Raw genomic sequence first — 24,122 nt, 5'->3', positions numbered from 1 at the left:
TGGATCATGCGGGGGCCGCCGCGTTCGGCTTCATCTCAGCGAGGCGCTGTCGGGCCCGTTCGGCGATGGACGCGATTTCTTCGTTCAGGCCCGTCCCCGCATAGTCCCTTTGGAGGTATTGCCTCTTTCGTAGGGCTGTGCCGGTCATGCCGGTTCCTTGCGCCAGTGCTACGACCAGTTTGGTTCGTTTTCCGTACCATGCCAGGTTGGGGAAGTCTTCGACACAGGATCGTGCGGTTTGTCGGCCCCTGGTCGTCAGGAAGTAGTCGTAGTGGCGGACGCGCTGGTCGGTGCGAGAGGAGCGCACAACGGCCAGACCGGCGACGGACAGCACGCTCATGGGCATGTCCAATGGTTCGTAGGCACCGAACTTGAACCGCAACATCGGAATCTGGCGGAGCTCTGGCTCGTCGGAATCGAGGATCTGCGCAGCGAGTCTCAGTAGCACCGGCTCACCGCTCTTCTCATACTCGGTGAGGAGTTCGTCGGCGAGGTAGTCGGGGTAGCGCAGCCAGAAGTCGAGCTTCTGCAGGAGTGTCTGCGTCCGCACGACGCCCACAGCGGTGGCTGGTGCCGTGTTCGCCTCGCGGAGATCTATGTCGGTGACTGCGGCGTCGAGTAGGAGCAGCAGCCGAACCGCATCGAAGAACGGATCTCCGTCACCGGCGGTAGTCCCCATGGGATGGAACGTAACGGAATCAATGCTTCACGCCTAGACCCGATTCTGTCGCGGCCGATATGTCGGCTCGGGCGTCCTGGCCGCGGTTGCCGGGATCATGCGGTGTGCCGGACGAGGACGTGGTGCGGTCGCGGCAGGACGGGGCACTCGATCCGGTGGCGTGAATCTTGCCGGTTCGCGGGATCCTTTGGCATCAGTCTGCAGCGGTAGCGGTCATCAGGTCGATTGGCGGGCCCCGATTTGCGGTACACGGGCGTGCCGGGGCCGAGAGACGGTCGGGTCATGGCACAGGCCGTCGCGCCTGTTGACGCACGAGCGCATCGAGCTTCACCGCGCAGAAATAGGGGGATGGCGCCGCGCCAGGGCCGCGCGAGTTGCCCAAGAGCGCGAGGCCGGCCGCCCAGTCGCCGACATCGCCGCCGAAGGGCGTCGCCCAGCAGGTGGCGTACGAACTGATCCGGGAGGCGCGGGAGGAATCCTGAGTGGATCTGGCCGGGTTCAGGGCGCGAACATTTTCTCGTGTGTCGTTCTCGATATACGCGTACAGTGATGGCGTGTCCAGCAACTGGCCGCGCCTGACACAGCCAACCTTGGCTGTGCTCGACGTGCTCACCCACGCCAGCGACGAAGACCCGGTCTACGGACTTCGCGTCTGCGACGAAGCGGATCTTGGCCCCGGCACTGTGTACCCGATCTTGGAGCGCCTCGCCGAGATCGGCTGGATCGAATCGTGGCAGGAGGCGGAACAGCCGTCTGGTCGCCCACGCCGTCGCTACTACCGGATGACCGGCGTTGGCCGACTTCAACTCGCCGAGGCCCGCGCCGCCCGTGCAGCGCGCCGTCGTCGCTGGGCGCCGTTTACGCCGAAGGTTGAAAGCGGCGGGGCATCGTGAACGAGTTCTTCCATGAAGATCGCGCCGGTGAAGACCACTGGCAATGCATCGCCAAGGCTAGGAACAAGGTCTTCGCCGCGATTGTTGGCCTGGTCTGCAGCATTGTCGTGATAGCAGTGTTGACCTTGATTGCCAACGCACTGGAACGGGAGATCGTTGGGTCCTTCTGGTCCTCTGCGCTAAGCACGGCGATGCTGGCGGTCAGTGTGGCGGTCGGTGCCCTCCTGGTGGCTCTCGTGATCGTCTCCCTGGGGTACATCGTCGGCCCCACCGGGCCGAAGCGGCGTGCTAGAAAGCCCCTGGCCGGAGCGCGGAGCCGGCTCATCGGGGGCGTCATCACGGTGGCCGCGGTTGTTGCCGGTCCGCGACGCGCCAGCGACGCCGAAACATGGTCGGCGCACCTGCTTGGCCATCCTGGCGATCGGGCTCTTAACAGGCGGCAACAGTTGCGTGCCGGCGCGGGCTTCCTCGCCGCAGCGGTCAGGATGCGCGCCCAGGACGCGCGGCGGCAGGCGTGCCGGCCGCTGGACTGGCTGGTTACCACGGACGACCGGCTCAGCTGGCTCGTCGTGCTGGTCACTGCAGTGCCTGTCGTGTGCCTCCATGGGGCCGGCGGTTGGGCGAAGGTATGGGAGGACCTGGAACAGGTCGGTGTGGTTGCGACGTTCGCCACGGCGGCGGCGTACGGGTGGCGCCGCATTCGCGGCATAACGGCCCCAAAGCCCAAGCCGCGGACAACATCAGAGACGCCCGACCAATGAGCCCCGTTGTACCCGATCTGAACGCTTGCCGGGAGGCAGCCCGGGCGGTGCGGGCAACGCCGTGTTGGCCGCACGTCAGGGATGCGGTGCGCCCGCCCGGCGTCGGCATCCACCGATCCCGTCCACCGCTCGGCCTGTTGCTTTATGTGGCCGCCTGGGACGGTCGTCTGGTCTGGCGGTCCGCCGACGAGTTTGCACTGATCCAGCCGCCGATCGCCCGCGGCAGGGATTGGGCGCGCAGCGCCGCCGGGCGCACTTGGCTCGGCCGCCTGGATCGCTGGTGGGACCACCTGGTGTTCGGCGTCCCACCGTTCCTGCTGCTCACCGCGAGCGTACCGGCGGCGTTTGTCCCCGTGGTGGGCCCGCGGGTCGCGCTCCTGCTGGTCGGCATCGCGTTGCTGTACATCCTGGCGCAGGTGACCGTCGGGCTCATCCTGCGTTCCGTCAACCGGATGTGGGGCACGTCCGGCGACAGCGTCCGCGGTCTGCACTGGACTGTGGTCCTGGTCCACCTGACCGACCCGGCGAACGCCGATCGGCTGCTGCGGGCCGCTCTCGACCAGTCGCAGTACCTGACGAGGACGAACATCCGGCCGGACGTGGCCGAGGGCACTCACGCCCTGATGTGCCTGGAGCGCGCGGTCACCACCGTGGAGGCCCGGCAGGCCGTTAGGGACGCACCGTCCGCCACCGACTCTGGCCCGGACCGGCCGGGCGTTCTCGTCGTGTTCGACGGCGGTGGGTTCGTGCCGCCGGATCCGGGGGCACACCGGCAGATCAGCTTCATTCCGCTGCTCCTGACCGGTACGGCGCTCGCCGTCGCGGTGGCCGGCCTGCTCGTCGCGAACGCGGAGGCAGGCGCCTGCGCCACCGCGCAGGATTGCGCCGGCCGGCCGGCAACCTGGATCGACGCCATGACCTGGCTGATCTACCGGATGGTCCTCGATGATGCCGGTCTGACCCCGGCGACCACGCAGGCACGGATCTTCGGCTGGCTGATGCCGCAGCTCGGCCTGGTCGTCCTGCTCTGCCTCGTCGTCGCGGGCAGGCGGCAGGCGAGCACTTTTAAGAAACGACAGGCAAGGACGTACGCCCATTTGGAGGCGACGATCAACCGCCGCCTCCGTGTCCTCGTGCTGACGGTAATGGATGTCGAGCGAGACGCGGTCATCCGCGCGGTCACCGCCGCGAACGGTCGGCAGGCCGAGCCCGACACGCTGGGTGGCTATCCGGTCTTCCGCCTCGGCCGACTCGGTGACCAAGGCACCGAGGTGCTTCTCGCCCAGTTCGCACAAGGCATCGTGACCCCAGCCGCCATGATGCTCACCGCGGAACGGCTCATTCCCGCCGTGCAGCCCGACTACGTAATCCTCGCCGGCATCTGCTTCGGGCTATGGTCGAGCGAGCACGACGGCGGCGCACAGGGACTCGGCGATGTCGTCGTCTCGGAGTACGTGCACAACGTCGACCACCGCAAGGTGACCGACGAGGACGGCAGCGAACGGATCATCTGGCGCGGCGAGCGGGTCCCGGCGAGCACCCCGTTGCTGCTGGCGTTCAAGGCGGCGACGCCCGGCTGGACCGGCCGCCCGGTCCACTTCGGTACGGTCCTGTCCGGCAGCACCCTCGTCGGCAGCGCAACGCTGCGCGCGCAACTGCGCCGGGAGTTCGAGGAGGCGGCGGCCGGCGAGAAGGAACTGACCGGGGTCTACGTGGCCACCGCCGGTCGCCGCAGCGGCTGGATCATGGTCAAAGGCATCTCCGACTGGGGCACCGGCGAACTGACCGACAGCACCAGACAGCTCGCGGCGAAGGCCTCCGCCGACTTCATCGTGCACACCCTCACCTTCGGCATACCGCCTGTCCGCCCATACGGCTGACCGTGATTCAGCTGAGGGAGGTGTGGGCGCCAGGCTCACTGGATTTACGCCGCACGCATCCGGCAACTGTGTCGAGCAGCCGGATCGGGCCTGCCTGATCTTTGGCTGACATGGTGCCGGTCACCTCTCTCAGGGCGACGGTCGCCGGCCAAGATCGGCAAGGCGCGTGGTGGCGTGTTCGTTTCCTCGCGAACTTTCCGCCCGCAGCTCGGCGATGCGGCCGCTGTCGGCAAGCAGGTCAGCCAGGCGAACGTCACCGATGGCGTATCCGGCAGCTGACAAGGCCCGGAGCAGGTCTGGGCGCTCGTGGCGCAGGAGCAGGTCAGCCAGGTAACGGACAGCGGTCCAGCTTCCCGCGGCGGCGCGTTCCATCAGCCACTGGTACGCGTCGTCGACCCGCCCATGTTCGCTGAGCAGGTCCGCGATGTCGAACGTGACGGCGTTGGATCCGAGCAGCGGTTCGAGGATCTGGCCGCGTTCGGCCAGCGGCCGCAGCAAGCCCACGGCCGCGTCGAGGTCGGTAGCGGCGAGCAGAGAAGCGAGATCCCGGGTGGCGCCCTCATCACCGGCCTCAGCCAGTGGGCGCAGCATGGCGATGGCACGCCGCCGCTCGGTCTCGGTTGATTCCGCCATGTTGGCCACCACGATGATGGCGTGGCGGTCGCCAGCCTGTGCCCGGGCGTGCAGTTCGGCGGTGTGGTGGTGCAGGGCAAGCCCCTCGGCGAGCCAGAAGGCGGCGGAGTCGTCACCGGCAGCGGCGGCTCGCAGTTCGTCGAGCTTGTCGAGCTGAGCCAGTGTGCGATGCAGCGCAGTGGTGGCGGTGTCGGCGGTCAGCTGTTCATGGTGTGCGGTGTCATCATGCGGGCGCCGGCCACACTGTGGGCAGCGGGGATCGTCGCTGTGATCTGGTACGACGCTCAGGTCTCGGAGGTGGTCGATGCGCTGCTTCTCTTCCAGGATCTCGATGAGTCGGATACTGAGCAGGCTACTGGCGGGGTGCGCTGCGACCCAAGCTGACAGCACCGCGATGGCTTCGTCGTCGTGGTCGCCGGCGAGCAGCAGGTCGACGAGCTGCGAGGCGAGGTTCTCGTCGGTTAGGGCGTACGGGCGTAACAAGGTGAGGGCGTCCGACGGGCGGCCCATCGCGGTCAGTAGGTGGGCGAGCTGGCTGACGGCGGCTACATCGCCGGTGTCTGCGGCAGGTCTCAGGATTTCCTCGGCCCGGTCCTGATGCCCGCGGTGCTCGAGGATCCGGGCGATCTCGCGGCGGGACTCGTTGGTGGCCGGGTTCATGACCGCGGCGACAGCTTCATCGACGCGGCCTTGGGCGACCAGAACGTCGGCAAGTCCGCTGCGGGCGCCCGGCTCGCGGTGTGTCATGGCGGCACGGAAAAGATCTTCGGCGATGTCGAGGCACCCGTGGCGTTCGGCGGTGCGAGCGATTCGAGTGGTGTCGTCGCGGTGGTGGTGGTGAATCAGTGCCGTCCACGCCGTGTCCGGCAGCCGTTCGTTGTGACGGTGGGTGCTGGCGTACTGAACCAGATAGTCGGCTGGCCGGTAGCCGTCGATGACGCCGATCTGCGTGGCGACGGCGGTCAGGCAGGCCGTTCCGCCACGAACCTGGGCGGTCGCGTAGGTGAGCGCGTCGGTGAACCAGGTGAGCTCGTCGGCCGCCGCTCTAGCCTGCTCGGTGAGGTATCCCGGCGCAGCCTGCCGGAGGAAATCAGTCGGGACCGGGTGCGTGGCCCCGACACGGTTGGCGTCGAGGGCTGCGGTTATCAGAGCGGAGCCGGTGGGATGGGTGCGGTTCGTCCAGCGGCGGACCAGCTCCGGGCCAGCGGCCAGGACTTGAGCGACGCGGCTGTTTCCGCCGGCGAGCGCGACGAGGATGCGCGGGTCGTCGGTGTCGCGGGCTCGGCGTAACTCCTCGACGCTGAATGACTCCGGCACGTCGATAACCTTGGCCAGGCCGAGGATGTCGCGGTCGTTGGCGTACGGGTCGAGTCCTGTCGCGTCCGGGTTGGGCGGTGCGGTACGGGCGAAGTAGTGCCCCGGCCAGATCGTGGCGAGCACGATCATCCGGCGGCTGAGCAGCGTGCGGACGACGTCTGCGCTCAGCGGATCCCGGTGGTCGAGAAAGCGTGGAAGATTGTCGAGCCAGATGACCGGTTGCGGTGTCATGCTGGCCGGCATTGTGGCAAGGTCGCTCGGTTGGGACGGCTGGATGATCTGCGCGTGCGGCGCGGCGGCGCGGACGCCGGCCCACAGCAGGCTGGTCTTGCCGACGCTGGACCCGCCGACCAGGACAAGCATCCCGCCGTTAGCCGACGCGTCGGTGATGACAGCGCAAACCGCGTCGTCGAGGTCACGGCGGACGTATGGCGGCAGGCTGGTGGTCCCGGGCTCGACCTGGATGCTTGCGTGCACGCCGAGCATGCGCGGGTCGGCCTCGGAGACCAGCAACGGCCGCGGTCTGCTGGTCGCCGCCGCCGGTTGGTATTTCCGGTCGAGTCGGTTACGCGCGTCGATCCACGGCTGTTGGTCGGCTCCGATGACACCGCATCCGGTGAGGAACCGGGTGAGGTTCTGCTGGCCAGGAAAGTGCGTGCCGCGGGTCATGTTGCTGATCGTCGCCGAGACGATCGTGTCAGCGTGGGTGCGTTGTTCCAGTGCCCGGGTGATCTCCCGGTGCGTGCGGGTGCCCTTGAGCCGGGCCAAGGCGTCGGCGAACTGAGCACGAGTCTGTATCTGTGCAGGGTCGGGCACCGCCCTGTCGGTCCCTCTCGGCGCTGAGCGGCGGCCCATGTCGCCACTGTAGACCGCAGCCTGCCCCGGGCCATCGATGCAGATGCACGCCCGGGGTTGCCCAACAGGGCTGCTCAGTCGCTCAAACCCTCTCGGTAATGCGCTGAGCGGTGTGTTCGGCCAGTTCGATAGGGGGTGTGCCAAGTGGTCCCGGCCGGCCCGCACCCCCGTTCCGAACTGAAGGGGCAACACCATGATCGAGTACCTGTCCGTCATCCACCCCGTCGGCGACCTGTTGCACGTGATCGCGGGTGCGCTCGCGCTGATCACCGCGATCATGCAGCGGCGCGACCGCTGACCAGAAGGGCCCGGCGCCGCCCCTCGACGGCGCCAGGCTCTCCGCCGAGTAGGGGTGAGCTCTGCAGCAGCCTGGCCCCGCGTTGACGCAGGCGTAGGCGTAGGAGGCAAATGTGCCCACGCGGTATTCAAACTGGCCGCACCCCACGCCGCCGCACCGCGCGATGTGGAGTCGCCGGACGAAACAGTGGACGATGTCCGCGTGCGCTCCAAGCCACCGTGGGCCGGATTGTCGGTCTTCCTCATCGCCGTGGGCACAGTCGCCGGGGACCTCGTGGTCAACGCCGCGGCCGGCAGCCTCGGCGATCTCACCAAGCACCGGACGGTCCTGCTGGCCGCGGCCACCGGGGTCGCGGTTCTGGCCGGCCTCGTCGCGCTCCGGCAGTGGCGGGGAGACGAGCCGGCCGATCAGGAACCGGCCGGCACCGGCGCGGCGGGCATGGTGTCGCTGGTTCCGCCGGCGGACCTCGCCGAGCAGAGGGTCCGCGGCCGCGACGCGGTGATCGCCGAGCTGACCCGCATCTTCAGCCTCCGCGGGCGGCGCGCCCCACGGGTGCGGGTCCTCAGCGGCCTCGGCGGCTCGGGCAAGACCGCCGTCGCCGGCGTCGTCGCGCACCGGCTGCGCCGGCGAGGGGTGGACGTCTGGTGGGTGTCCGGCGCCACGGCGACCGGTCTCCAGGCCGGCATGCGGGCGCTCGCCTACGCTCTCGGCGCCACCGAGGGGGACGTCAACCGAGCCTGGTCCACCAGTGGCGACGCGCCGGGCCTGCTCTGGCGACTGCTTGAGGCCCGGTCCCGCCGGTGGTTACTGGTCATCGACAACGCCGACGACGTCGATGCGCTGGCCGCCGAGGGCGAGACGGTCGCGGCGGCGCGCGGCTGGCTGCGCCCGGTCCCGTCCGGCCGTGGGGCGATCCTCGTGACCAGCCGGGACGGTGACCCGAGCAGCTGGGCCCGCTGGTGCCAGATCCGGCCGATCGGCGTCCTGAACAGCCAGGACGGGGCGAGGGTCCTCCGCGACCAGGCCGGCGACCCGGCCGGGAGCTGGGACGACGCGGTCGCGCTCGCCGAGCGGCTTGGCGGCCTGCCGCTGGCGCTGCGGCTCGCCGGAGGCTACCTGGCGAGCACCAACCGGGTGCCGCTGCCGGGCGCCATCACCACCTACGCGGCCTACCGCGACGCCTACGGCCGCGGCGGCGTGACGGCTGTCTTCGGTATGCCCGACGCGGCGCTCACCGACGAGCGGGCCCGAGGGGTGATCGGCCGCACCTGGGAGCTGTCGCTGGACCTGCTGGCGGGCCGAGGGCTGGGCGCCGGCCGGCCGCTGCTGCGGCTGCTCGCCGGTCTGGCCGACGCTCCGATCCCGTACGAGCGGGTGCTGGACGCGGCGGTGCTGGCCGGCTCGGAGCCGTTCGCGGGGCTGGACGAGGCGCGGCTTCGGGAACTGCTGCAAGCCCTCGCCGGGCTGTCGCTGATCGACCTGGAGACCCGCGGCACCCCGCCGGCCCGGCGGCCGTTGACTGTGCGGCTGCACCCGCTGGTGCGTGACACCGCCCGGACGCCGGACTCCCTGGGCCTCGCCGTCGAGCTCGTCGGCCGCGCCGCGTCGGACGAGATCGCCGGGCGGCCGGAGGACCCGGCGGGGTGGCCGCTGTGGCAGCTGCTCGATCCGCACCTGACTCACCTGTCCGGCGCAGCCGCCGGGGCGCCCATCGAGGTGTTCCTGAACGCCGCGTCGGGTGCGCTGCGGGCGGTACGCCACCTGAACATCAGCGGGCTGTACCCGGCGGCCGAGCAGACCGGCCGGGAGGTCGCGAAGGCCTGCGCGCAACGGCTCGGCGCCGACCATCCGGCGACGTTGCGGGCCCGGGCCCAGCTCGCCGCTGTGCTGGGCGCCTCGGGGCGGCCGGAGGCCGCGCGTACCGAGCTGTCCGGGCTGCTCAGCCTGTTCGTTCGCAGTCTCGGCGAGACCCATCCCGACACGCTCGAGGTCCGCGGCTCGCTCGCCCGGTGGACCGGCGAGTCCGGCGACACGGCGGCCGCCCGCGATCAACTCGCCGCGCTGGTGCCGCTGTACGCCGAGCGGTTCGGCGAGGAGCACATCGAGACGCTGCGCGTACGGGCGAATCTTGCCTCCGCCGCGGGCGACGAGTGGGCCATGCGGGACCAGTTCGCCGACCTGATCCCCGTCTACGAGCGGGTGTGCGTACCGACCCACCCCGACACGCTGAGGGCCCGCGCCAACCTCGTGGAGGCCGGCGGCGCCCGGCTCGACGCCCGGGGACCTTCGCCCAAATCGCTTTCTTGTACGAGGAGATTTACGGCGCCGAGCACCCCGAGACGCTGCGCGCGCACGCGGCGCGGGCGCGGTGGCTCGCGGTCGCCGGCGAACCTACATGAGCCGCCCGATGTTCTTCTCGGCTTCAGCGCGGACCGCGGCGCCGAAGCGGGCGTCGACATCGTCCTCGCTGTCGACGTACTCCTCGTACAGCAGGCGGCAGCCTCGCATCGCCGACACCAGATCTTCGAGCAGGTCCGGGGCCGGCCGTCGCGGGTCGAGCAGTGTCACCCGCAGCGCAGTACGCTCGGCGTCCTCATCGTCGTCGTCCGGCTCGTCGGCTCCGTCAAGGTTTCGTTGAATCAGTACATCATCGAGGTCCGAGACGATTCCTTCGGCGACCAGCATGGCGTCAGCGACCATTTCAACGACCACCCGGTACACCGTGTTACTGAACTCGATGAGGCTCAAAACCTCGACGGGACTATCGAGCGGCAGAGCCTCGAGATCATCAGCAGCGGGCAGCACCCCTGCCGGATCGATCTCGGACACGGTCGCGACGACGTCCACCGCCGCCTTCAGCCAGTGCGCGGCCGCCACGCACGCGGCCGTCGGGTCGAAAGATGTCAGCAACCGTTGCCCTCCCAACGGATCCTTCAACAGGGCGGCGTGCGCGGCGGACACATGCAGTGGACTCGCGCCAGCGCGGCTCAACACCACGGCTTGCACCGCTCGCCCCGTCAAGTCGCCACGCTCGGCCATCTCCACGGCCTCGATCTCGGCCTCAACGTCGGCGAGCACCGCATCGCGCTGCTTCTGGTCGCCGATCGCGTGTAACGCCCTGCCGGCCCGGTGGGCGCCCTCCTCCACCGGGTCATAGCTGACGAGCAGCATCCCCTCCTCGTCAGGAAGGTTCGGGGTCGCCACGTTCGCCACGACCGTGGTGAAGCTGTCCCGCTCCAACTGCCGCCGCCAACCTTCCGAGTTCTCCTCCATGCTGGCCGCCGAACTCGCGGGATGCGTGTAGCACCGCCACAACGCAGCCGACAGGCCCGTGAGCTCCGCCGCGAGGGCAAGCACCTCATCCACACCGGCAGAGGGCGGAAGCGCGCTGACCACCGCCGCACGCAACCCGGCACCGGCCGGCCAGGTCCTGATCAACGTGCTGGCCTCGACGTCAGCGGCATAACTGGTCACGACGCACCTCGTATCGAACGACTCATGAATGCCTCATATCCTTATAACTTTCCTCGACCGGCGATCCTGCGAGAACAACCCGATCGAGTACCCGGTCAACCACCGGCGGCCCGACGCGCCCGCGCCTTCGCCGACCGCTCCGCCAACTGCAACATGTACGCCCTGCGCGCATGCTCAGCCATCTGCGCCCGAACCTCAGGCTCCAGCACACCGAGGGGATCGACCTGCCTCTCGAACCGGGCCAGAAACGCCGACGTCGCCGGCGCCGTACGGCCCTTACGATCAGCGGTGTTCGCCCAGGACGCGTGCGCTGCGATCCGCGCGCGCCGCACACGCTGCCGCCCGGTCAACGCCATCACCGACTCCTCCCCCCGAAAGTCAGACTCGATCACCGATCCGCAGCCGCGCATGAACCTGCTGCGCCCGCTCCGCCGCCGCGCTCGCCCCATAGCGGCGCGGCATGTCATCCGAGGCCCAACCGAGCACCAACATCAGATCACCGGTGTCACCGCCAGCCAGCTTCCACTCATGCGCGAAGTTGTGCCGCCACCGGTGCGCGTGAACCTTCGCGACCCCGGCTAGTTCACCGCGGCGCCGCAGCATGATCTTGATGCCGTTCGCCGCCAGCGGCGTCTCACCCTTCTCCGGCAGCCACAACACCGGCGACTCCGCGAAGCGACGGCGGGCACGCGCCCGCAGATACCGGCTCAACGCCCGGCCGGCCTTGCCACCGAACCGCACCCGGCGGTCCTTCATACCCTTACCGTGAAACAACAACGTGTCGTGGTCCAGGTCCACGTCATCAACGAGTAGACCAGCGACCTCCGACAGCCGGGCACCCGTGTTGAAGAAGACCCGGATGATCGCCTCGTCACGCAGCGACAGGAACGTCTTGTCCTTGCAGGTCGCCAGGATCTTGGCGGTCTCCTCATCCCCGAGGATCGGAATCAGCGTCTCCCCGGTCTTCGGCTGCTTCACCCGAGCCAGTGGCGACCGCTCCAGGTCCTCCTCCTCGACCAGCCACTTGAAGAACTGCTGCAACCCTTTGTGCTTGTTCAACGCCGTCGACGCCGACCGGGTCCGCACCATCCACGCCTGAAACTCCTCGACATGTCCCCGCTCAACCTCAGTCGGATCCCCCGCCGCATCCACCGCGGCAAGCTCGTCAGCGTTCTCCCTCAGATACCGGCCCAGCTGCGCACCGGCGAGCAGATAGTTGTAGCGCGTCGTCTCGGGATAGTTCCCGCCGCGCAGCGTGCGATCCCAATCCCGCAGATAATCGAACCAGGACGGAGCGACATCATGGCAAACCTTCTGGAGATCCAGCACAACATCCCCCAGTGGATTCAAGCCCTCGCTTGAGCTGGAGAGTGGATAACTGGCGCCACGAAGGCAGGACCGCATCAGCGACCAGCTCATAATTCATGATCGCAGCCGAAATACTTCTGGTGAAGTTGTCTGCAGTTGTCCGCAGTAGACCCGAACGGCAGCCACCGAATCAAAAAATCATTCGGCGCAGCAAGATTCTCAATAACGCGCCGCAACACGCAACGACGAGCAACAAGACATGCGCACAGCGCCCGTCATCGGAACGTTTACCGACGGCAACGCCGACGGGTAGACAATTCAAGGAACGCGATATAGCATATGGCTCGGAAGGCTATTGTCAGCTCTGCTACCGACGGTCCACGAACCAATAACCTGCCGGGTAAATGGTTTCGATGCCTGTTGCTGCTCATTGTGACTCAATATAGCCTTCCACCTGCACAGTTCGCTGCCGGACCTCAATCAGTATCGCTCAATGCGGATCGATGTCGGGCGAATAAACCGTGAGTAAGCCGGGAGGAAGCAGGTTGGCACGGCCGCAGTTGCCCATCGGCACAGCAGGCAAAGTCAGGCACACGCAGGTCGGTAAGAGCACCTGGCGCGCACGGTGCTCGTTCCGGGACTACGACGGGGTCACTCGGGATGTCGAGCGCACTGGCGCCACCAAGGCCGCTGCGGAAGCGGCGCTCAAGATTGCGATTCGCGATCGAACCCACGAGAATCGCGATGCCGCGATCAGTCCGGACACGAGGTTGAGCGTCGTAACAGAGGAATGGTGGAAGACGTATGTGATCAAGGAGGGGTCTCTCGGCTCGAGAAGGATCTACCGTGAGCAGATCGATAATCACATCCTTCCGCAGGTTGGAAGCCTTAAGTGTCGCGAGTTTTCCGTCGCACTTGCTGAGCGGGCGTTACGGCGGGTTGAGAATGTTCACGGACCCTCGATAACGAAGACTGTCCGCTCCGTGCTTAGCAATATCTGTGCCTTCGCGGCGCGAATGGGCGCGATGGACCGGAATCCTGTTCGGGAGACGTCACCCGTCAGCATCAAGCCGAGGAAGGCGCCTCGGGCGCTGACCGCTGTCCAGTTTCGCCAGCTGAGGGCCTGGGTGTCTTATTCGTCGCAGGCGGTTCGGCGTGGGATTCCTGAGATCATTGACTTTCTTGGGGCCACGGGTGAGCGTCTTGGCGAGTGCCTGGCGGTGACTGGTGACACGTTGGACGTCGGGGCGCGCACGGTGGAGATTCGGGGAACCGTCGTGCGCCATAAAGGTGTGGGTGTTTGCATTTCGCGATTTCCGAAGACAGAGGCTGGGTTTCGTACGCTCACCTTGCCTGATTGGGTGATGCCGACGGTTGAGTGCCTTCTCGCCAACGCTGTGGATGTTGTGGCGACAGTTGTGAGGCTCAAGAATGGTGTTGAGCTGGTGATTCCGCCGACGGTTTCTACGGCGGGGAGGCGGAGGTCGGCGCCGCCGCTGTGGCTTCAGGAGATGCTGGACGGCGGTAAGTCCTGGACGGAGCGGGTGGTGATCGTTTTTCCTTCTTCAGTGGGTACGCTTCGGGATCCTTCGAACGTGGCGAACGACATCAAGGATGCCTTTGAGTTTGCGGGCTTGGATGATGACACATCGCATCTGCTTCGGAAGACTGTAGCTACGCAGATGGACGACGCGGGCGTCCCTACTCGGGAGATTGCTGATCAGCTCGGGCATGCTAGGCCGAGTATGACTTCTGACGTCTATTTGGGCCGGAGTAGGAAGAGTACAAGGGGTGCCACGGCTCTCGTCGACTTTGCGCCCTAGATTTGTCGTCCCCGGTGGCAAGGCGGTTGGCCCGCGTCACCGGGTGGCGAACCATCCTGTACGTGCTTCAATATGTTGCGCGTGCCAATTCACGTTCCGGGAGGCGCGAACGATGATGCGAGATGGTGACAAGGGAAGGACGGCGAGCCCCGGCTCAGGTCGGGATCCGACGCTCACCACCGAGCTTGTGAGCGCTGCGCGGAATAGCCGGCGGGACGAGCACCACCCTGCTACTGGGCCGGCGTGTTTGGCCTGTGGCAGCGGAACGCAAGTTGTTCGGGTGGCTGAGGCCTATCGCGAGGGGCGCTCGGTAACGCAGGTTCAAGGGTTCGCTGTTGGTCCGGAGGGGCCCGTGTCGGTTCGCGCCCAGGCGGTGAGCATGTCGGGGCTGGCTCGAGCTTTGGCGCCGCCTCGGCGGCCGCTCTCGGTTACGGGACCTGCGGTCATGCTTGGATTCGCTGGGCTGTGCCTGGCTGTTTTGCTGTCTGTCGGCGGCTCGTCGGGTCGCTGGCCGGCTGTCTTGCTGCTTCTGGGTGTCGGTTCAGGGTGCGCGAGGCTGCTGTGGGTAAGGCGTTACGGGTTGTTGTGTGCCGGCGCGGACGTGGAGGTGGCGAGGCGCCTTTGGCAGAGATGCTGGCTCTGCCGCCGGTGCGGTTCGGTTTCGCTGATGACCCCAGCAGTGTCGTGCGTGTTACCTGTCGCGGGTTTGGCGGCGTCTTTGGTCGGCTGCGCCCGGCGGCTGCGTTGACGTGTGAGCGCTGACGCTGTTGGCCCAGATCCGTGGTGACTGCCGGAATCCGGACGTGATAGGCGAATTGGGCCCGCTATCGAGAGCTCAACTTCGCGATCATGGGGCGCGATGAACGCCAACACGTTGGATGGCTCGGAGGGCGAGCCCGTGCCGGCGCATAGTGGGCCGCCGCCGAGCAGCCGCACGTGGGTCACGATCATCGCGCTGATCATCATCTTGGTCTTCACGGTCGCGCTGTTAGCTCGGGAGAGTCCTGCTAAGGGCGATCTTGGCCGTAGTCCTTCGGAGCGTTGACAACGTTGACCTTGTCACCGCCGATCAGTGGCGCGTCGGCGGGACCTTTGAGGTAGGGCGCGATCCAGAGAGGGCGGTGATCGCCGAGCGAGGGGTACCAGTGGTTGCGCCAGTGACCGCGCACGATCCACCGGTGTTGCCAGTCCCGGCCGGTGCCGGTCTGGTCGGCGTCGCGGGCCGCGGCGACGGTGCGGCGCAGGCGGATGATGCGTACGTCGCGGGGCGGGAGCCCGGCGCGTTCGGTACGGCGGCGTTCCGGCCGGGGCGTGGTGTGGTTCTCGGTCTCGGCGAGGTTAGCCTGCGCGGCGAGCTGGAAGGTCGCGAACACCAGCCGCGTCCAGGCCAGGGTGCCATGCTGGTCTTCGGCACCGGTGAGCATGTACTCCTCGGGCGGGGCGCCGTCGGGCCGCCAGGCGATCGCGGCCTCGTTGTCGACCGGCAGCGGTGGGAGCATGGCCCGGGCGCGGGCGGCCGCGCCGGGGTGCCCGGCGAGCAGGTCATCGGTGGTCTTGTCGGTGACGGCGTAGAAGGACATCCACAGGCCGCCGGCTTTCCAGTGCGGGTTGTCGACTGGCCCCCAGGAGACGGCGACGATCCGGGCCTGGTCTTCGTAGGCGGCCTGGCCGATGCGCCGGAACTCGTCACCGCCGTGCAGGTCGGCCAGCGCGTCGACCACGTCGTCGCGGCGGGCTTCCTGCGCGTCGTAGGCCGCGATCGGCTCGGCGAACACCGCGAACCCGACCTTCGAGGGCAGGTCGTTGGGTCGGGGCGCGAACGCGGGCATGCTCGGGTGCGCGGCGTTGAGCAGCACGCACAGGTCCTCGTCGACGTACCAGAGGTCGCCGTCGCGCAGCCGGGATGTCTCGGCGGCGGCCAGCGCCGGGGCGACGCGTTCGGGCGGGCCGGGCGGCTTGAGCTTTTGCTGGCCCATGAGGATGGCGTTGTAGTAGAACTGTGTGCCTTGCGTTCCGCCGTACCAGTCGGCGAGGTCGCGGCGCAGGCGGGGCACGTCGCCGGTGGTGTAGCGCGGGGCGGATTCAGCCATGGGTGGGGATCTCCGATCGAGTCAGGCGGCGCGCGTCTGCGCGGCGACGGTCCGGAACGGGTAGGTGTACTCGCGCACCAGGTGCGGAAGAGAACGCTGGTCGGGGTGTCAGCCTCGGCGGGCTCGACCTCGTAGCGCACGCCTTCGATCACGACGTAGAGGCGCGGCCAGCGGATCAGGCAGATGCACGCGGATGCGCGCACAAGTCGGACACCATCACGACTTTGCCGAGGCCCTGGTCACACCCCCCCGTCGCGATGCGGTCGGTCGCTCATCTGCGGACAATCCATGCAACGGCAACGAGTGTGGTCGCCGCTATGAAGCAGACCGCAGCCAGCGCAGCCAGCACCGCCGCGTTTGCAACGGCGCCGAAGGCCGCGGCGGTGAGCACGGTACCTATCCCTCCGATGAAGACTCCTCCGGCGGCGAGGACCTTGATTGCAACGTTGCTGCGGTTGATGCCGGCGTCTGCGGGCACGGGACTGCTAGCGGGTACGTTGGACGACTTCTGTTGGTCATCACGAGGCTCAACCGTCATCGACTTCTCCTGGGCGATGAGTGACGGGTGCCGCAGATCGGCAACGTCTCCTAGCAAGCGCTGACTTCGCACTGTTGCTTATGAGTGCACAAACCGTAGTGGCTAATTCTGGATCGTCAAGGGTTGCGGAGTGCCTTGTACCGAGCTTCAGCCTTCCGGCGCACCCACCAGAAGTCCGTGATGCCGACGAAGGCGTACACCCCTTGGAGCAGGCCGTTGAGTGGGCACGGGTCGTCGCGCCAGAGCGCGTAGTAGCCCAGTTTTCGAGTCCTCACAGGCCGAGGTCAGCGGGTGCAGCAGCGCGCCGAGCTCATGCCAGTGGCAATTGCCAACCATCCACGTGCCAGCTAAATGGCCTGGTGCAAGATGCGGTAAGCGGGCATCCGATGATATCCACGAATATCCAAGCACCGTGCACTGAGTGCGTGCACATCTGAAGGCCCCAGGCCCGCTTGCGACTCGTTCCACCCCGACGAGCCCGGAGGGCCAGTGACCGACCTCTTCAGCAGGACCGACATCGACGGCGAGAAGCTCAGCTTCGAGGAGCTCTCGCAATCGACGCAGCCCAGGAGGGCGAGCCGGCCGTCCTGCTCGCGGCCGCGATCCTCCGCGTCGCGGACTACCTGACACGCGGCGGCGTACCGCAGTGACACTCCCGTCGACACGTTGCTCACGGTGTCGGCCGGCCTGGCCCTCGCTCGCATCGTGCGGGCGGGGCGCCAGGGCGGCGCCCATGGCTACTACATCACTGAGCCCGCATCTCCGTACCTGCACTTCTGCCCGGACTGGATCGCCGAGTCGCGCGTCGCGGTGATCGGCAGGACGGTCTGTCCGAGGCCCTATCGCGAGTTTGTGCGGCCTGGCGCACGTGCCGGCCGCCGACCTCGCTTGTCTCCCGTCGCAGAGAGAGCCGAAGGAGTCCCTACACGACCGACTGGCTAATCTGACTGGCCTACTTCCTCGTCCTGGAGGGCGTCGCCTCTTCAACTCCCGGCCTGGCGACACGCTCAGCGAGCACTTCTGGGGTTTGGTTCGGCGCGCAGCGCCGCAAACCCGGCGAGTCCGGTCCGGCTGGGACGCAGTTCCGACGCGTCATCCGCTCGACGCCCTGCTGGCCGAGTCAGCGGCCGACGCCGAGGCGGTGACCGAAGCGGCATAGCATCCCGAGCCGCGTACGGCGTAGAGGTCGCGGGATGGCTCTCAGCCCGCAGTTACTGATACTCAAAGTAACCGTGCATGACTGGGCTACCTGCGCCGTTCGAAACCACACCAGCGATCAAAACTCGACCGTCGCAACTACCTCACTAGGACCCTGCGCCTTGGCGTCCGCCGCGCGCTCCTTGTCTCTGGCCTCTTTGAGCTTGGCTCTCGCATCGCTGAGCGCGGCGAGCTGCTGGCGTGAGGGCTTTCTGTACGCCGCAGTCCGCTTCTTGCCGCCTGAAGAATTCTTGTGCTTTGCCATGTCCGATCCCTCCCGCCTGATGGTCGCCGACCTCAACGGACCAGGAAGGCGGTTCATGGAAACCAGGCGCTCCGTGACGAGCCTCTTTGGTACATCACGTTCTGGGCGAACGCTCCCGTCGCTCGGAACGCCTGAGTCGCCAGCGTTGGATTTGCGCAACGCTGCTACGGCCCGCCCGCTTCAGCAGGTGTGAAGCCAGATTGCCGACCGCTCCGGCAAGTGCTGCCGAGGTGAGCCAGGTCGCGATTTCGATGGCGGACATATGTCTCCGAAAAGAAGGCTGACGGATCGCGCGCTCCCTCCTGACTCCAGGGCGGAGAGGGTCCCTCGTCTCGGCGATGGGGTGTCCAAGCCCACCTGCGCAGACCACGTTAACCAGCCCTGCCAAGTTCGCTCACTCGAACGGAGGACCGATGGCACTCGGCACGGTGCAAGCGCCGAAGCCCGACGAGCAGCGCCGCCGCCGCACGGCGAGACGGTCCTCCCTCGCGACGACGAAGTCCGCGGCGAACCCCGAGCGCGTTGCGACGACGCGGACCTGGGTTGTATTAGAAACCTGACCTGGGGAAATGTCGCCGGGTGCGGGTGCATCACCAACGTTCGTTACCGGACAACTCGTCCACACGCCGGAGCACCACCCGCGCACCTCGCAGCGATCATGATCCTTGCGGTCGCTTGTGAACGAAACCTACAGAGGCCGTCCTCGAAGTGGAGTTACGGGAACAGAGCGGCAGGCCTCTAACCTGGAAGCATGCTGAAGCTCGGAGAGATCGAGAAGGTGCTCGGCCACGGCGTTCCGGCGCTCGCCACCGTGGCGGAAGTCGCTGGAACCTCCGCGTCGACTGACTCGACCACGCAGGCTCCCCGAGCAGCCGCTGGGGTTCAGTCATCTCTGGCGAACGCTGCGACGAAAGCCGCCCCTCAGCATGCATCACAGCAGGTCATGGGGAGCGCTGCGGTGCGAGCGGCAATGCGACCCACAGCGCAGAAGCTCCTGTCGATGGTCATGTCAAGTCCGGCCCTGCAAGCCGCCATCCAGCCCACAGTGCAGTCGATCATGTCGAGCCCGGCCGTGCAGGCCGCCATCCGGCCCGCAGCGCAGGCGGTCATGACAAACCCGGCGGTACGAGCCGTCGCCATGCGGCCCGCAGGGCTGCAGCACCTCACGTACGTAGGGAAAGGCAAGTTCTTCTGGAACGACGTGCCGCCCAGCATGAGGGCAGTTCTCAGCGCTTCGTGGCCCGGGAAGCGAAAGCCGACGACCCGGCAGGTGAAGCGCGGCCGCGCCCGGTTGCAGCGGGTGCGGGCCTTGGTCGAGAAGGTCCGCTCCCTGAGGCAGACGCACCAGGTCCCGGCCGAGACCGCCACGCTGGCGGAGAGCCTTTTCGACGCGCTGACTGAAGCACTCCTCCGCGTCGCGTTCACCATCCGGCTGCAGGTCACTGGGACCAGGCCACCAAGCACCATCGTCCATACCACGCCCCGCCAGGCGCGTGGTCCCAACACCGCAGGCCGAGTTTTAACCATCGGCCTGCGGGACGGCACACGGATGAGACGTGGCCTCCCGCCCTTCCCGGGAGACCCCCTTGTCCGAAGAGAACCTGTCCCCGTTTGTTGACCTTCTTCCTGACTTCCCCGACTTCACACCGCTGGTCTGGGCCGGCGCCGGCGTAGTAGGCCTGTTCGGCGTCTACCTGCTCCTGCTGTTGCCGTTCACGCTGGTGGCCGGGCCGGTCGGCGACAACGCCCGCCAGGTCCTCCGGGACCTGCTCGGGGTATTCCACCACCTGCTCGAGGTGGTCAAGTCCTGGCTCGGCGGCCGCCGGTGAGCCGGCCGCGGGTATGCCCCGATGACACGCTGCTGCTTGTCGTGCAGATGCGCCGGGCTGATTGGACGATGCGCGGCATCTGCGAGCTGCTGAACGCCACAGGCGTGCCTACGCCCGGCGGCCGGGCCCGGTGGTGGCCGTCGTATGTGACCCGGCTGCTGCAGACCGCGGCCGGCATGCGGCTGCTCGGTGCTGAGGACCCGGTGGCCGAGTTGGCGGCGATGTCCGGCAGCGCGTCGAGCGGTGCTTCGGCCGGGCCGGCGCCGCCGGTGTGCGACTCCGGCGGCAAGGTTGAGGGTGCCCCCGGCGAGGTCGGCAAGCAGGATGAGCAGTCCGCCGTGGCGATGTCGATCAGGGCGACCGCCATGCTGACCACGCCGAGCAGCTACGGCCGTGCATCACCATGGCCGTCTCTAGCTGGTAGCGCTCCGCCTCGGCGGAATGACCTCGAATCCGAGGGGTGCCAGAGCTACGGCGCCTTCAGTGCTGATCCGGCTCCTTCCCATGTATATGTCTTGGGTCATGCTTGGCCGGGAGTGGCCAAGCTGGTCGGCGATAACTCGTGCCGAGTACCCGGCATCGTCCATGTGGGTTGCTACGGTCTTCCGGATCATGTGTGAGGTGCCTTCGGGAATGCCTGCGGCGACGAAGACTTTCTTCACTATCGTGCAGGCCTTTTCGGGCGCCCACAGGCGTCCAGTCGGTGCTGGGAGAAGGAGTGCGACCTCCCGCATTGAGTAGGTTCCTTTATCGAGCTTACGCTGGAGCCACTCGGCCGGCTTTCTGCGCCGCGATGCAACGCCGTCTGGGAATATGAGGTATTCCACTCCGGTGTCGGGGTCCTTGAACACTGTGACCGTTACGGGCTCAGCCCTGGCGAATTGGGTGCTAACCGAGGACATGGCCCAATCGGGAAGGGTGAGCGTCCGCTGGCCCGCTTTACTCTTGGGCTGCCGCTTGATCACGACACCCATGCCAGGAACGTCAACGATTGTGCCATTGATCGTAACGGTCTTCGCTTCGAGGCACACGTCGTCCGTGATCAGTGCCAGACACTCGCCGATCCGGGACCCTGTGGCCGCCATAGTGTCAGTCAGCTCGACAATGCTGCACACATTGGCTCTGGGGTGATTGACCGCGGCGTCACGGAGCCGCCAGAATTCTTCGGCGTCCAGCGACACCGGGAGTTCATTCTTGGGCGTGACGCTGATAGGAGTCGTCTCGCGCACGGGGTTCCGGCTCATGGCATCGAGCCGTGCAGCGTAGGAACAGATGTTACTTAGCACCGAGCGAGCCGTCTTAGCCACCGCCGCACCGTGTTCATCCTCGGTCGTCAGGAGGAAGTTTTCTGCGATGGAAATCGAAAGCTCTCGGCATTTCAGATAGCCCACCGACGGCAGGATGTTGCTGTCCAGCTGGCGCCGATACTGATACAACGTGTTGAGGCCTACCTTCTTCTTCCTGCAATAGACTTTCCACCACGATTCGGCAACATCCTTGATTCTCGTATCAGGGTCGATGTCAGCTCCGCGGTTGCGATAGGCCCGGTTTCTTATCGCAGTCTTCAGCGCCCTCTCTGCGGCTGCACGTGATGGGCCGGAGCGTTCCATCGTCCGCGTTACTCCGTCGTAGTCCCTGAATCCACATCGCGCGATCCATTTCTCGCCGGAGCCGTAGAATCGGAACTTTCCAGCTGTGCCCAGCGGCAGCGGCGGCCGTCCCATGCAATCCTCCCTGACCGTACGATCTATCGAGGCGCTTCCTGCCTGTGTCCTCAGACCAAGGAGCCGTTGGCTACAGGCGACACGGCTACCGGGCTCATTGACCGCGCCGCCTGGGGCCAACGACCCCGGAAGTCCTGGGGGATAGAGGACTCCGTTTTTCGACAGGTTCACTAACCTGACTGTGGCGGTGAAGCCCGTCACTCATAAGTTGTCTGTGGTTGTCTGTGGTTGTCTGGGCGTCGTCAAGGACCTAGGTCTAGAGCGGTCGAGAAGCCAGGTTGCGGCTGGCGTCCGCAGGCGCAGATGCAACTTCTGCGGCGAGTTGCGGGGCAATTCGCTGGTCACGCAGGGGGCTGGGTGCCGTCTAAGAGTCGGTTGACTACGAGCGCCCAAAAGGCTGCAGCCGCCCGCGATGCCTGGTGGCCGTCGAGTGCCCCGCAGGGCCCCGGTCTTATGCCGACTGATCCGCTGGACACCCACGGTATGGGCTATGGATCGGCCGGTTGACGGGTCGTTCTGCAATCCGGGGATTACGGCATCTTGGCGGCTTCACCAATCGTTGGCGCTGCGGCTAATATGGTTCAGAACATCCTTGGCGCGTGTATGCCCAGCCGATTTCGGAGTTTTGTCATGGCGAAGCAGGTAGTCACGATTCTCACAGATGACCTCGACGGCGGCGGGGCAGACAGAACGGTTGAGTTCGGATTGGACGGCGTGAACTACACGATTGACCTGTCTGACAAGAATGCGGGGAAGCTGCGGAAGGCGCTGGAGCCTTTCATTTCGGCTGGTACTCGCCGGGGGCGCGCGGCTGGAGTGGCGCGTCGTGGTCCCGGTCGTGCGGGTGTCGCCGGTGCTGGTTCTTCTCGTCGGCAGAATCAGGCGATTCGTGAGTGGGCGCGGAAGAACGGTCGCAAGGTGTCTGAGCGTGGTCGTATTCCGACGGAGGTTGTGGAGGCCTACAACAGCAGTCGCTGACTGTGGTCGTGGGTGGTGGCGCCGCCTCGGGTGGAGGAATCCCGGGTCGGCGTCGCTTTTCTGCTGTCGGCTTCGCCGGCGCCGCCGGCCTTGCGGAGACCCCGCTGGCTTCCTACTGCCTCGATCCGGGGATTCTTGACCGTCGATGGTGGCGGGTGGTGCTGCCGAGGGTCAACTGTGAGGCCTCTTGGACGAGCGCAGTCGGGAGTCCGCCATTGGATCCGCCGAGTACTCGGCTTCGATGATGAACCATGTCTGCCTATAAGTCCTCGACCCCGACTTCCGCGGACTGCGCTGGCTCAGTGAGTGTTTGAGAGAGCTGTCGCACGGCGTGTCCCTGGGCGCGGTATGACTGGTTCGAAGCTGGTCTGGTGGAGAGGCACCGCAGGTCAGCGACTACTGCCTACCTGACCTTCATTGGCAAAGGACACCAGGGAAGTTGAACTCTTTGCCACTACATCTGGTTGGGGCGAGGTTTCTGCCACTGCCTCACCAAGACCCTGCACCTGAACGTCTCCTTCTCCGCCGTGAGCGCCTACGTCCGCGGCCGACGAAAGCACCTGAACCAGACCAGGAAACCCGGTCGTCAACTGTCAGCCCGCTGAAGCAGGATTATCCTCGTGAATCTGCCGAACCCCACCGAACTCGTCCGACGCGGCTACGACCACCTCTCTCACCGCTACCGCAGCGACCATGACAACCCGGCCGAGTACGCACCCTGGCTCACCCACCTGCAACAACAGCTCCCTGCCCATGCCAGGGTGTTGGACCTCGGCTGCGGCTGCGGCATCCCGGTCGCCAAGACACTCGCCGACAACGGCCACCAGGTCACCGGCGTCGACCTCAGCGAGGTCCAGATCAACCGCGGCCGCGAGCTCGTACCCCAAGCCACGTTCGTGCACGCCGACGCCACCCACATCACGTTTCCCGACCGCACCTTCGATGCGATCGTCTGCCTATACACCCTCATCCACATGCCGCGCGACACCCAACCGCGCCTACTCCAGCGGATCGCGACCTGGCTCCGGCCCGGCGGACTGCTCCTGGCGACCACCGGGGCACAAGAATGGACCGGAACCCAGGAACACTGGCTTGGCGGCACCGCCACCATGTGGTGGAGCCACGCCGACGCGGCCACCTACCGCCACTGGATCACCCAAGCCGGCCTGACCATCGACTCCGAACAGTTCGTGCCCGAAGCCAGCAGCGGCCACCAACTCTTCTGGGCCCACCGACCCGAAGATTCGGGCCAGCTTTACTGACAAAGGCCCCAGCAAAACGACGACCTGACCTTGAACTCGTCACGACGCCATTGACATCGAATCTGATCCGAACTGCTCACAGAGGCCGACGAGGACCAACTTCAGTGGCAGCGGACAGTGAGAACGAGCGCCACTTGTTGATCTTGGCCGAGGTAATGACGAGATCAGCACTAGGGCGCTACGTCACTCTCCGTAGATGTCGGTGGTGGCTCGATGCGCATTTCTGCCGAAAGTAGCCGTCGCCGGGCTGTGGCTTTACGCCACCCACCACCAGCCGTCGCCCACCTCCCGTTTCGGGTATCCGAGGTCGCCCGAGGC

At 66.7% G+C, this 24,122-nt stretch carries 18 protein-coding genes; 9 read left to right on the top strand and 9 right to left on the bottom strand.

Translation table 11 applies throughout. The annotated features are described in order from the left end of the window. Nucleotides 1–4: 4 nt before the first annotated feature. Nucleotides 5–679, bottom strand: a complete 675-nt coding sequence (locus tag I4J89_RS25960; protein ID WP_230859613.1) for a hypothetical protein — start codon at nt 677–679, stop codon at nt 5–7. A gap of 554 nt (nt 680–1,233) precedes the next feature. Between I4J89_RS25960 and I4J89_RS25955 the strand changes: the two genes are divergently transcribed. The 3 genes from I4J89_RS25955 (at nt 1,234) to I4J89_RS51600 (ending at nt 4,213) form a co-directional block, all read left to right on the top strand. After that, nucleotides 1,234–1,572, top strand: coding sequence for a PadR family transcriptional regulator (locus I4J89_RS25955; protein WP_196416692.1), 339 nt, complete (start codon nt 1,234–1,236; stop codon nt 1,570–1,572). After that, entirely contained in the window at nt 1,569–2,333 is a 765-nt protein-coding gene (locus I4J89_RS25950; RefSeq protein WP_196416691.1) for a hypothetical protein, read from the top strand. The genes I4J89_RS25955 and I4J89_RS25950 overlap by 4 nt, the downstream gene beginning before the upstream one ends. 86 nt (nt 2,334–2,419) lie before the next feature. Next, nucleotides 2,420–4,213: a 5'-methylthioadenosine/S-adenosylhomocysteine nucleosidase family protein gene (locus I4J89_RS51600; protein WP_196416690.1), complete on the top strand. Its 1,794-nt coding sequence runs from the start codon at nt 2,420–2,422 to the stop codon at nt 4,211–4,213. Nucleotides 4,214–4,342: 129 nt separating this feature from the next. Here the strand turns inward: I4J89_RS51600 and I4J89_RS25940 are convergent, their stop codons facing one another. Next, nucleotides 4,343–6,979, bottom strand: a complete 2,637-nt coding sequence (locus tag I4J89_RS25940) for a YbbN family protein (protein WP_196416689.1) — start codon at nt 6,977–6,979, stop codon at nt 4,343–4,345. A gap of 538 nt (nt 6,980–7,517) precedes the next feature. On the opposite strand from I4J89_RS25940, the gene I4J89_RS25935 reads away from it, so the two are divergent. Then, nucleotides 7,518–10,430 carry a tetratricopeptide repeat protein gene (locus I4J89_RS25935; protein ID WP_196416688.1) on the top strand — a complete coding sequence of 971 codons (2,913 nt, stop codon included), beginning with the start codon at nt 7,518–7,520 and terminating at the stop codon, nt 10,428–10,430. Between the two features lie 455 nt (nt 10,431–10,885). Here the strand turns inward: I4J89_RS25935 and I4J89_RS25930 are convergent, their stop codons facing one another. Continuing rightward, nucleotides 10,886–11,146, bottom strand: coding sequence for a hypothetical protein (locus I4J89_RS25930; RefSeq protein WP_196416687.1), 261 nt, complete (start codon nt 11,144–11,146; stop codon nt 10,886–10,888). Nucleotides 11,147–11,168: 22 nt separating this feature from the next. Next, on the bottom strand, nt 11,169–12,209 hold the full coding sequence (locus I4J89_RS25925; RefSeq protein WP_230859612.1) for a tyrosine-type recombinase/integrase: 1,041 nt from the start codon (nt 12,207–12,209) through the stop codon (nt 11,169–11,171). Between the two features lie 434 nt (nt 12,210–12,643). Here I4J89_RS25925 and I4J89_RS25920 point away from each other — a divergent pair, with 434 nt between their 5' ends. Beyond that, nucleotides 12,644–13,921: a site-specific integrase gene (locus I4J89_RS25920; RefSeq protein WP_196416686.1), complete on the top strand. Its 1,278-nt coding sequence runs from the start codon at nt 12,644–12,646 to the stop codon at nt 13,919–13,921. Between the two features lie 1,007 nt (nt 13,922–14,928). On the opposite strand, the gene I4J89_RS25915 is transcribed toward I4J89_RS25920, so the two are convergent. The 4 genes from I4J89_RS25915 to I4J89_RS25900 all read right to left on the bottom strand — a co-directional run bounded on the left by I4J89_RS25915 (nt 14,929) and on the right by I4J89_RS25900 (nt 18,011). Further along, the gene (locus tag I4J89_RS25915) at nt 14,929–16,011 is read right to left on the bottom strand and encodes a hypothetical protein (protein WP_196416685.1); all 1,083 of its coding nucleotides are present in this window, start codon (nt 16,009–16,011) and stop codon (nt 14,929–14,931) included. 271 nt (nt 16,012–16,282) lie between these two features. Continuing rightward, entirely contained in the window at nt 16,283–16,549 is a 267-nt protein-coding gene (locus I4J89_RS25910; RefSeq protein ID WP_196416684.1) for a hypothetical protein, read from the bottom strand. Nucleotides 16,550–16,665: 116 nt separating this feature from the next. Further along, nucleotides 16,666–16,824, bottom strand: a complete 159-nt coding sequence (locus I4J89_RS49845; protein ID WP_196416683.1) for an aKG-HExxH-type peptide beta-hydroxylase — start codon at nt 16,822–16,824, stop codon at nt 16,666–16,668. A 1,001-nt stretch (nt 16,825–17,825) separates the two neighbouring features. After that, entirely contained in the window at nt 17,826–18,011 is a 186-nt protein-coding gene (locus I4J89_RS25900) for a hypothetical protein (protein ID WP_196416682.1), read from the bottom strand. A 751-nt stretch (nt 18,012–18,762) separates the two neighbouring features. On the opposite strand from I4J89_RS25900, the gene I4J89_RS25895 reads away from it, so the two are divergent. Both I4J89_RS25895 and I4J89_RS25890 read left to right on the top strand, forming a co-directional pair. After that, the gene (locus tag I4J89_RS25895) at nt 18,763–19,629 is read left to right on the top strand and encodes a hypothetical protein (protein ID WP_196416681.1); all 867 of its coding nucleotides are present in this window, start codon (nt 18,763–18,765) and stop codon (nt 19,627–19,629) included. Next, nucleotides 19,598–19,840, top strand: a complete 243-nt coding sequence (locus I4J89_RS25890; protein WP_196416680.1) for a hypothetical protein — start codon at nt 19,598–19,600, stop codon at nt 19,838–19,840. Before I4J89_RS25895 ends, I4J89_RS25890 begins: the two co-directional genes overlap by 32 nt. 413 nt (nt 19,841–20,253) lie before the next feature. On the opposite strand, the gene I4J89_RS25885 is transcribed toward I4J89_RS25890, so the two are convergent. Then, nucleotides 20,254–21,564 (bottom strand): tyrosine-type recombinase/integrase, encoded by a 1,311-nt coding sequence (locus tag I4J89_RS25885; RefSeq protein WP_196416679.1) that lies wholly within the window; start codon nt 21,562–21,564, stop codon nt 20,254–20,256. 630 nt (nt 21,565–22,194) lie between these two features. Here I4J89_RS25885 and I4J89_RS25880 point away from each other — a divergent pair. Beyond that, a complete protein-coding gene (locus I4J89_RS25880; RefSeq protein WP_196416678.1) occupies nt 22,195–22,542 on the top strand; it encodes a histone-like nucleoid-structuring protein Lsr2 in 348 nt (115 codons plus the stop codon). A 620-nt stretch (nt 22,543–23,162) separates the two neighbouring features. Further along, the gene (locus tag I4J89_RS25875; RefSeq protein ID WP_196416677.1) at nt 23,163–23,804 is read left to right on the top strand and encodes a class I SAM-dependent methyltransferase; all 642 of its coding nucleotides are present in this window, start codon (nt 23,163–23,165) and stop codon (nt 23,802–23,804) included. The last annotated feature ends 318 nt before the right edge of the window (nt 23,805–24,122 follow it).

This window comes from Actinoplanes aureus (assembly GCF_015704865.1).
GTDB classification, from domain to species: domain Bacteria; phylum Actinomycetota; class Actinomycetes; order Mycobacteriales; family Micromonosporaceae; genus Actinoplanes; species Actinoplanes aureus.
Note: the sequence above shows the minus strand (reverse complement) of the source record. Positions and strands in the feature narration are given on the sequence as shown.

Coding starts and splice junctions, on each gene's coding strand:
- I4J89_RS25960 (WP_230859613.1), bottom strand. CDS start 679: ATGGGGACTACCGCCGGTGACGGAGATCCGTTCTTCGATGCGGTTCGG.
- I4J89_RS25930 (WP_196416687.1), bottom strand. CDS start 11,146: ATGGCGTTGACCGGGCGGCAGCGTGTGCGGCGCGCGCGGATCGCAGCG.
- I4J89_RS25925 (WP_230859612.1), bottom strand. CDS start 12,209: ATGAGCTGGTCGCTGATGCGGTCCTGCCTTCGTGGCGCCAGTTATCCA.
- I4J89_RS25915 (WP_196416685.1), bottom strand. CDS start 16,011: ATGGCTGAATCCGCCCCGCGCTACACCACCGGCGACGTGCCCCGCCTG.
- I4J89_RS25910 (WP_196416684.1), bottom strand. CDS start 16,549: ATGACGGTTGAGCCTCGTGATGACCAACAGAAGTCGTCCAACGTACCC.
- I4J89_RS25900 (WP_196416682.1), bottom strand. CDS start 18,011: ATGGCAAAGCACAAGAATTCTTCAGGCGGCAAGAAGCGGACTGCGGCG.
- I4J89_RS25895 (WP_196416681.1), top strand. CDS start 18,763: ATGCTGAAGCTCGGAGAGATCGAGAAGGTGCTCGGCCACGGCGTTCCG.
- I4J89_RS25885 (WP_196416679.1), bottom strand. CDS start 21,564: ATGGGACGGCCGCCGCTGCCGCTGGGCACAGCTGGAAAGTTCCGATTC.
- I4J89_RS25880 (WP_196416678.1), top strand. CDS start 22,195: ATGGCGAAGCAGGTAGTCACGATTCTCACAGATGACCTCGACGGCGGC.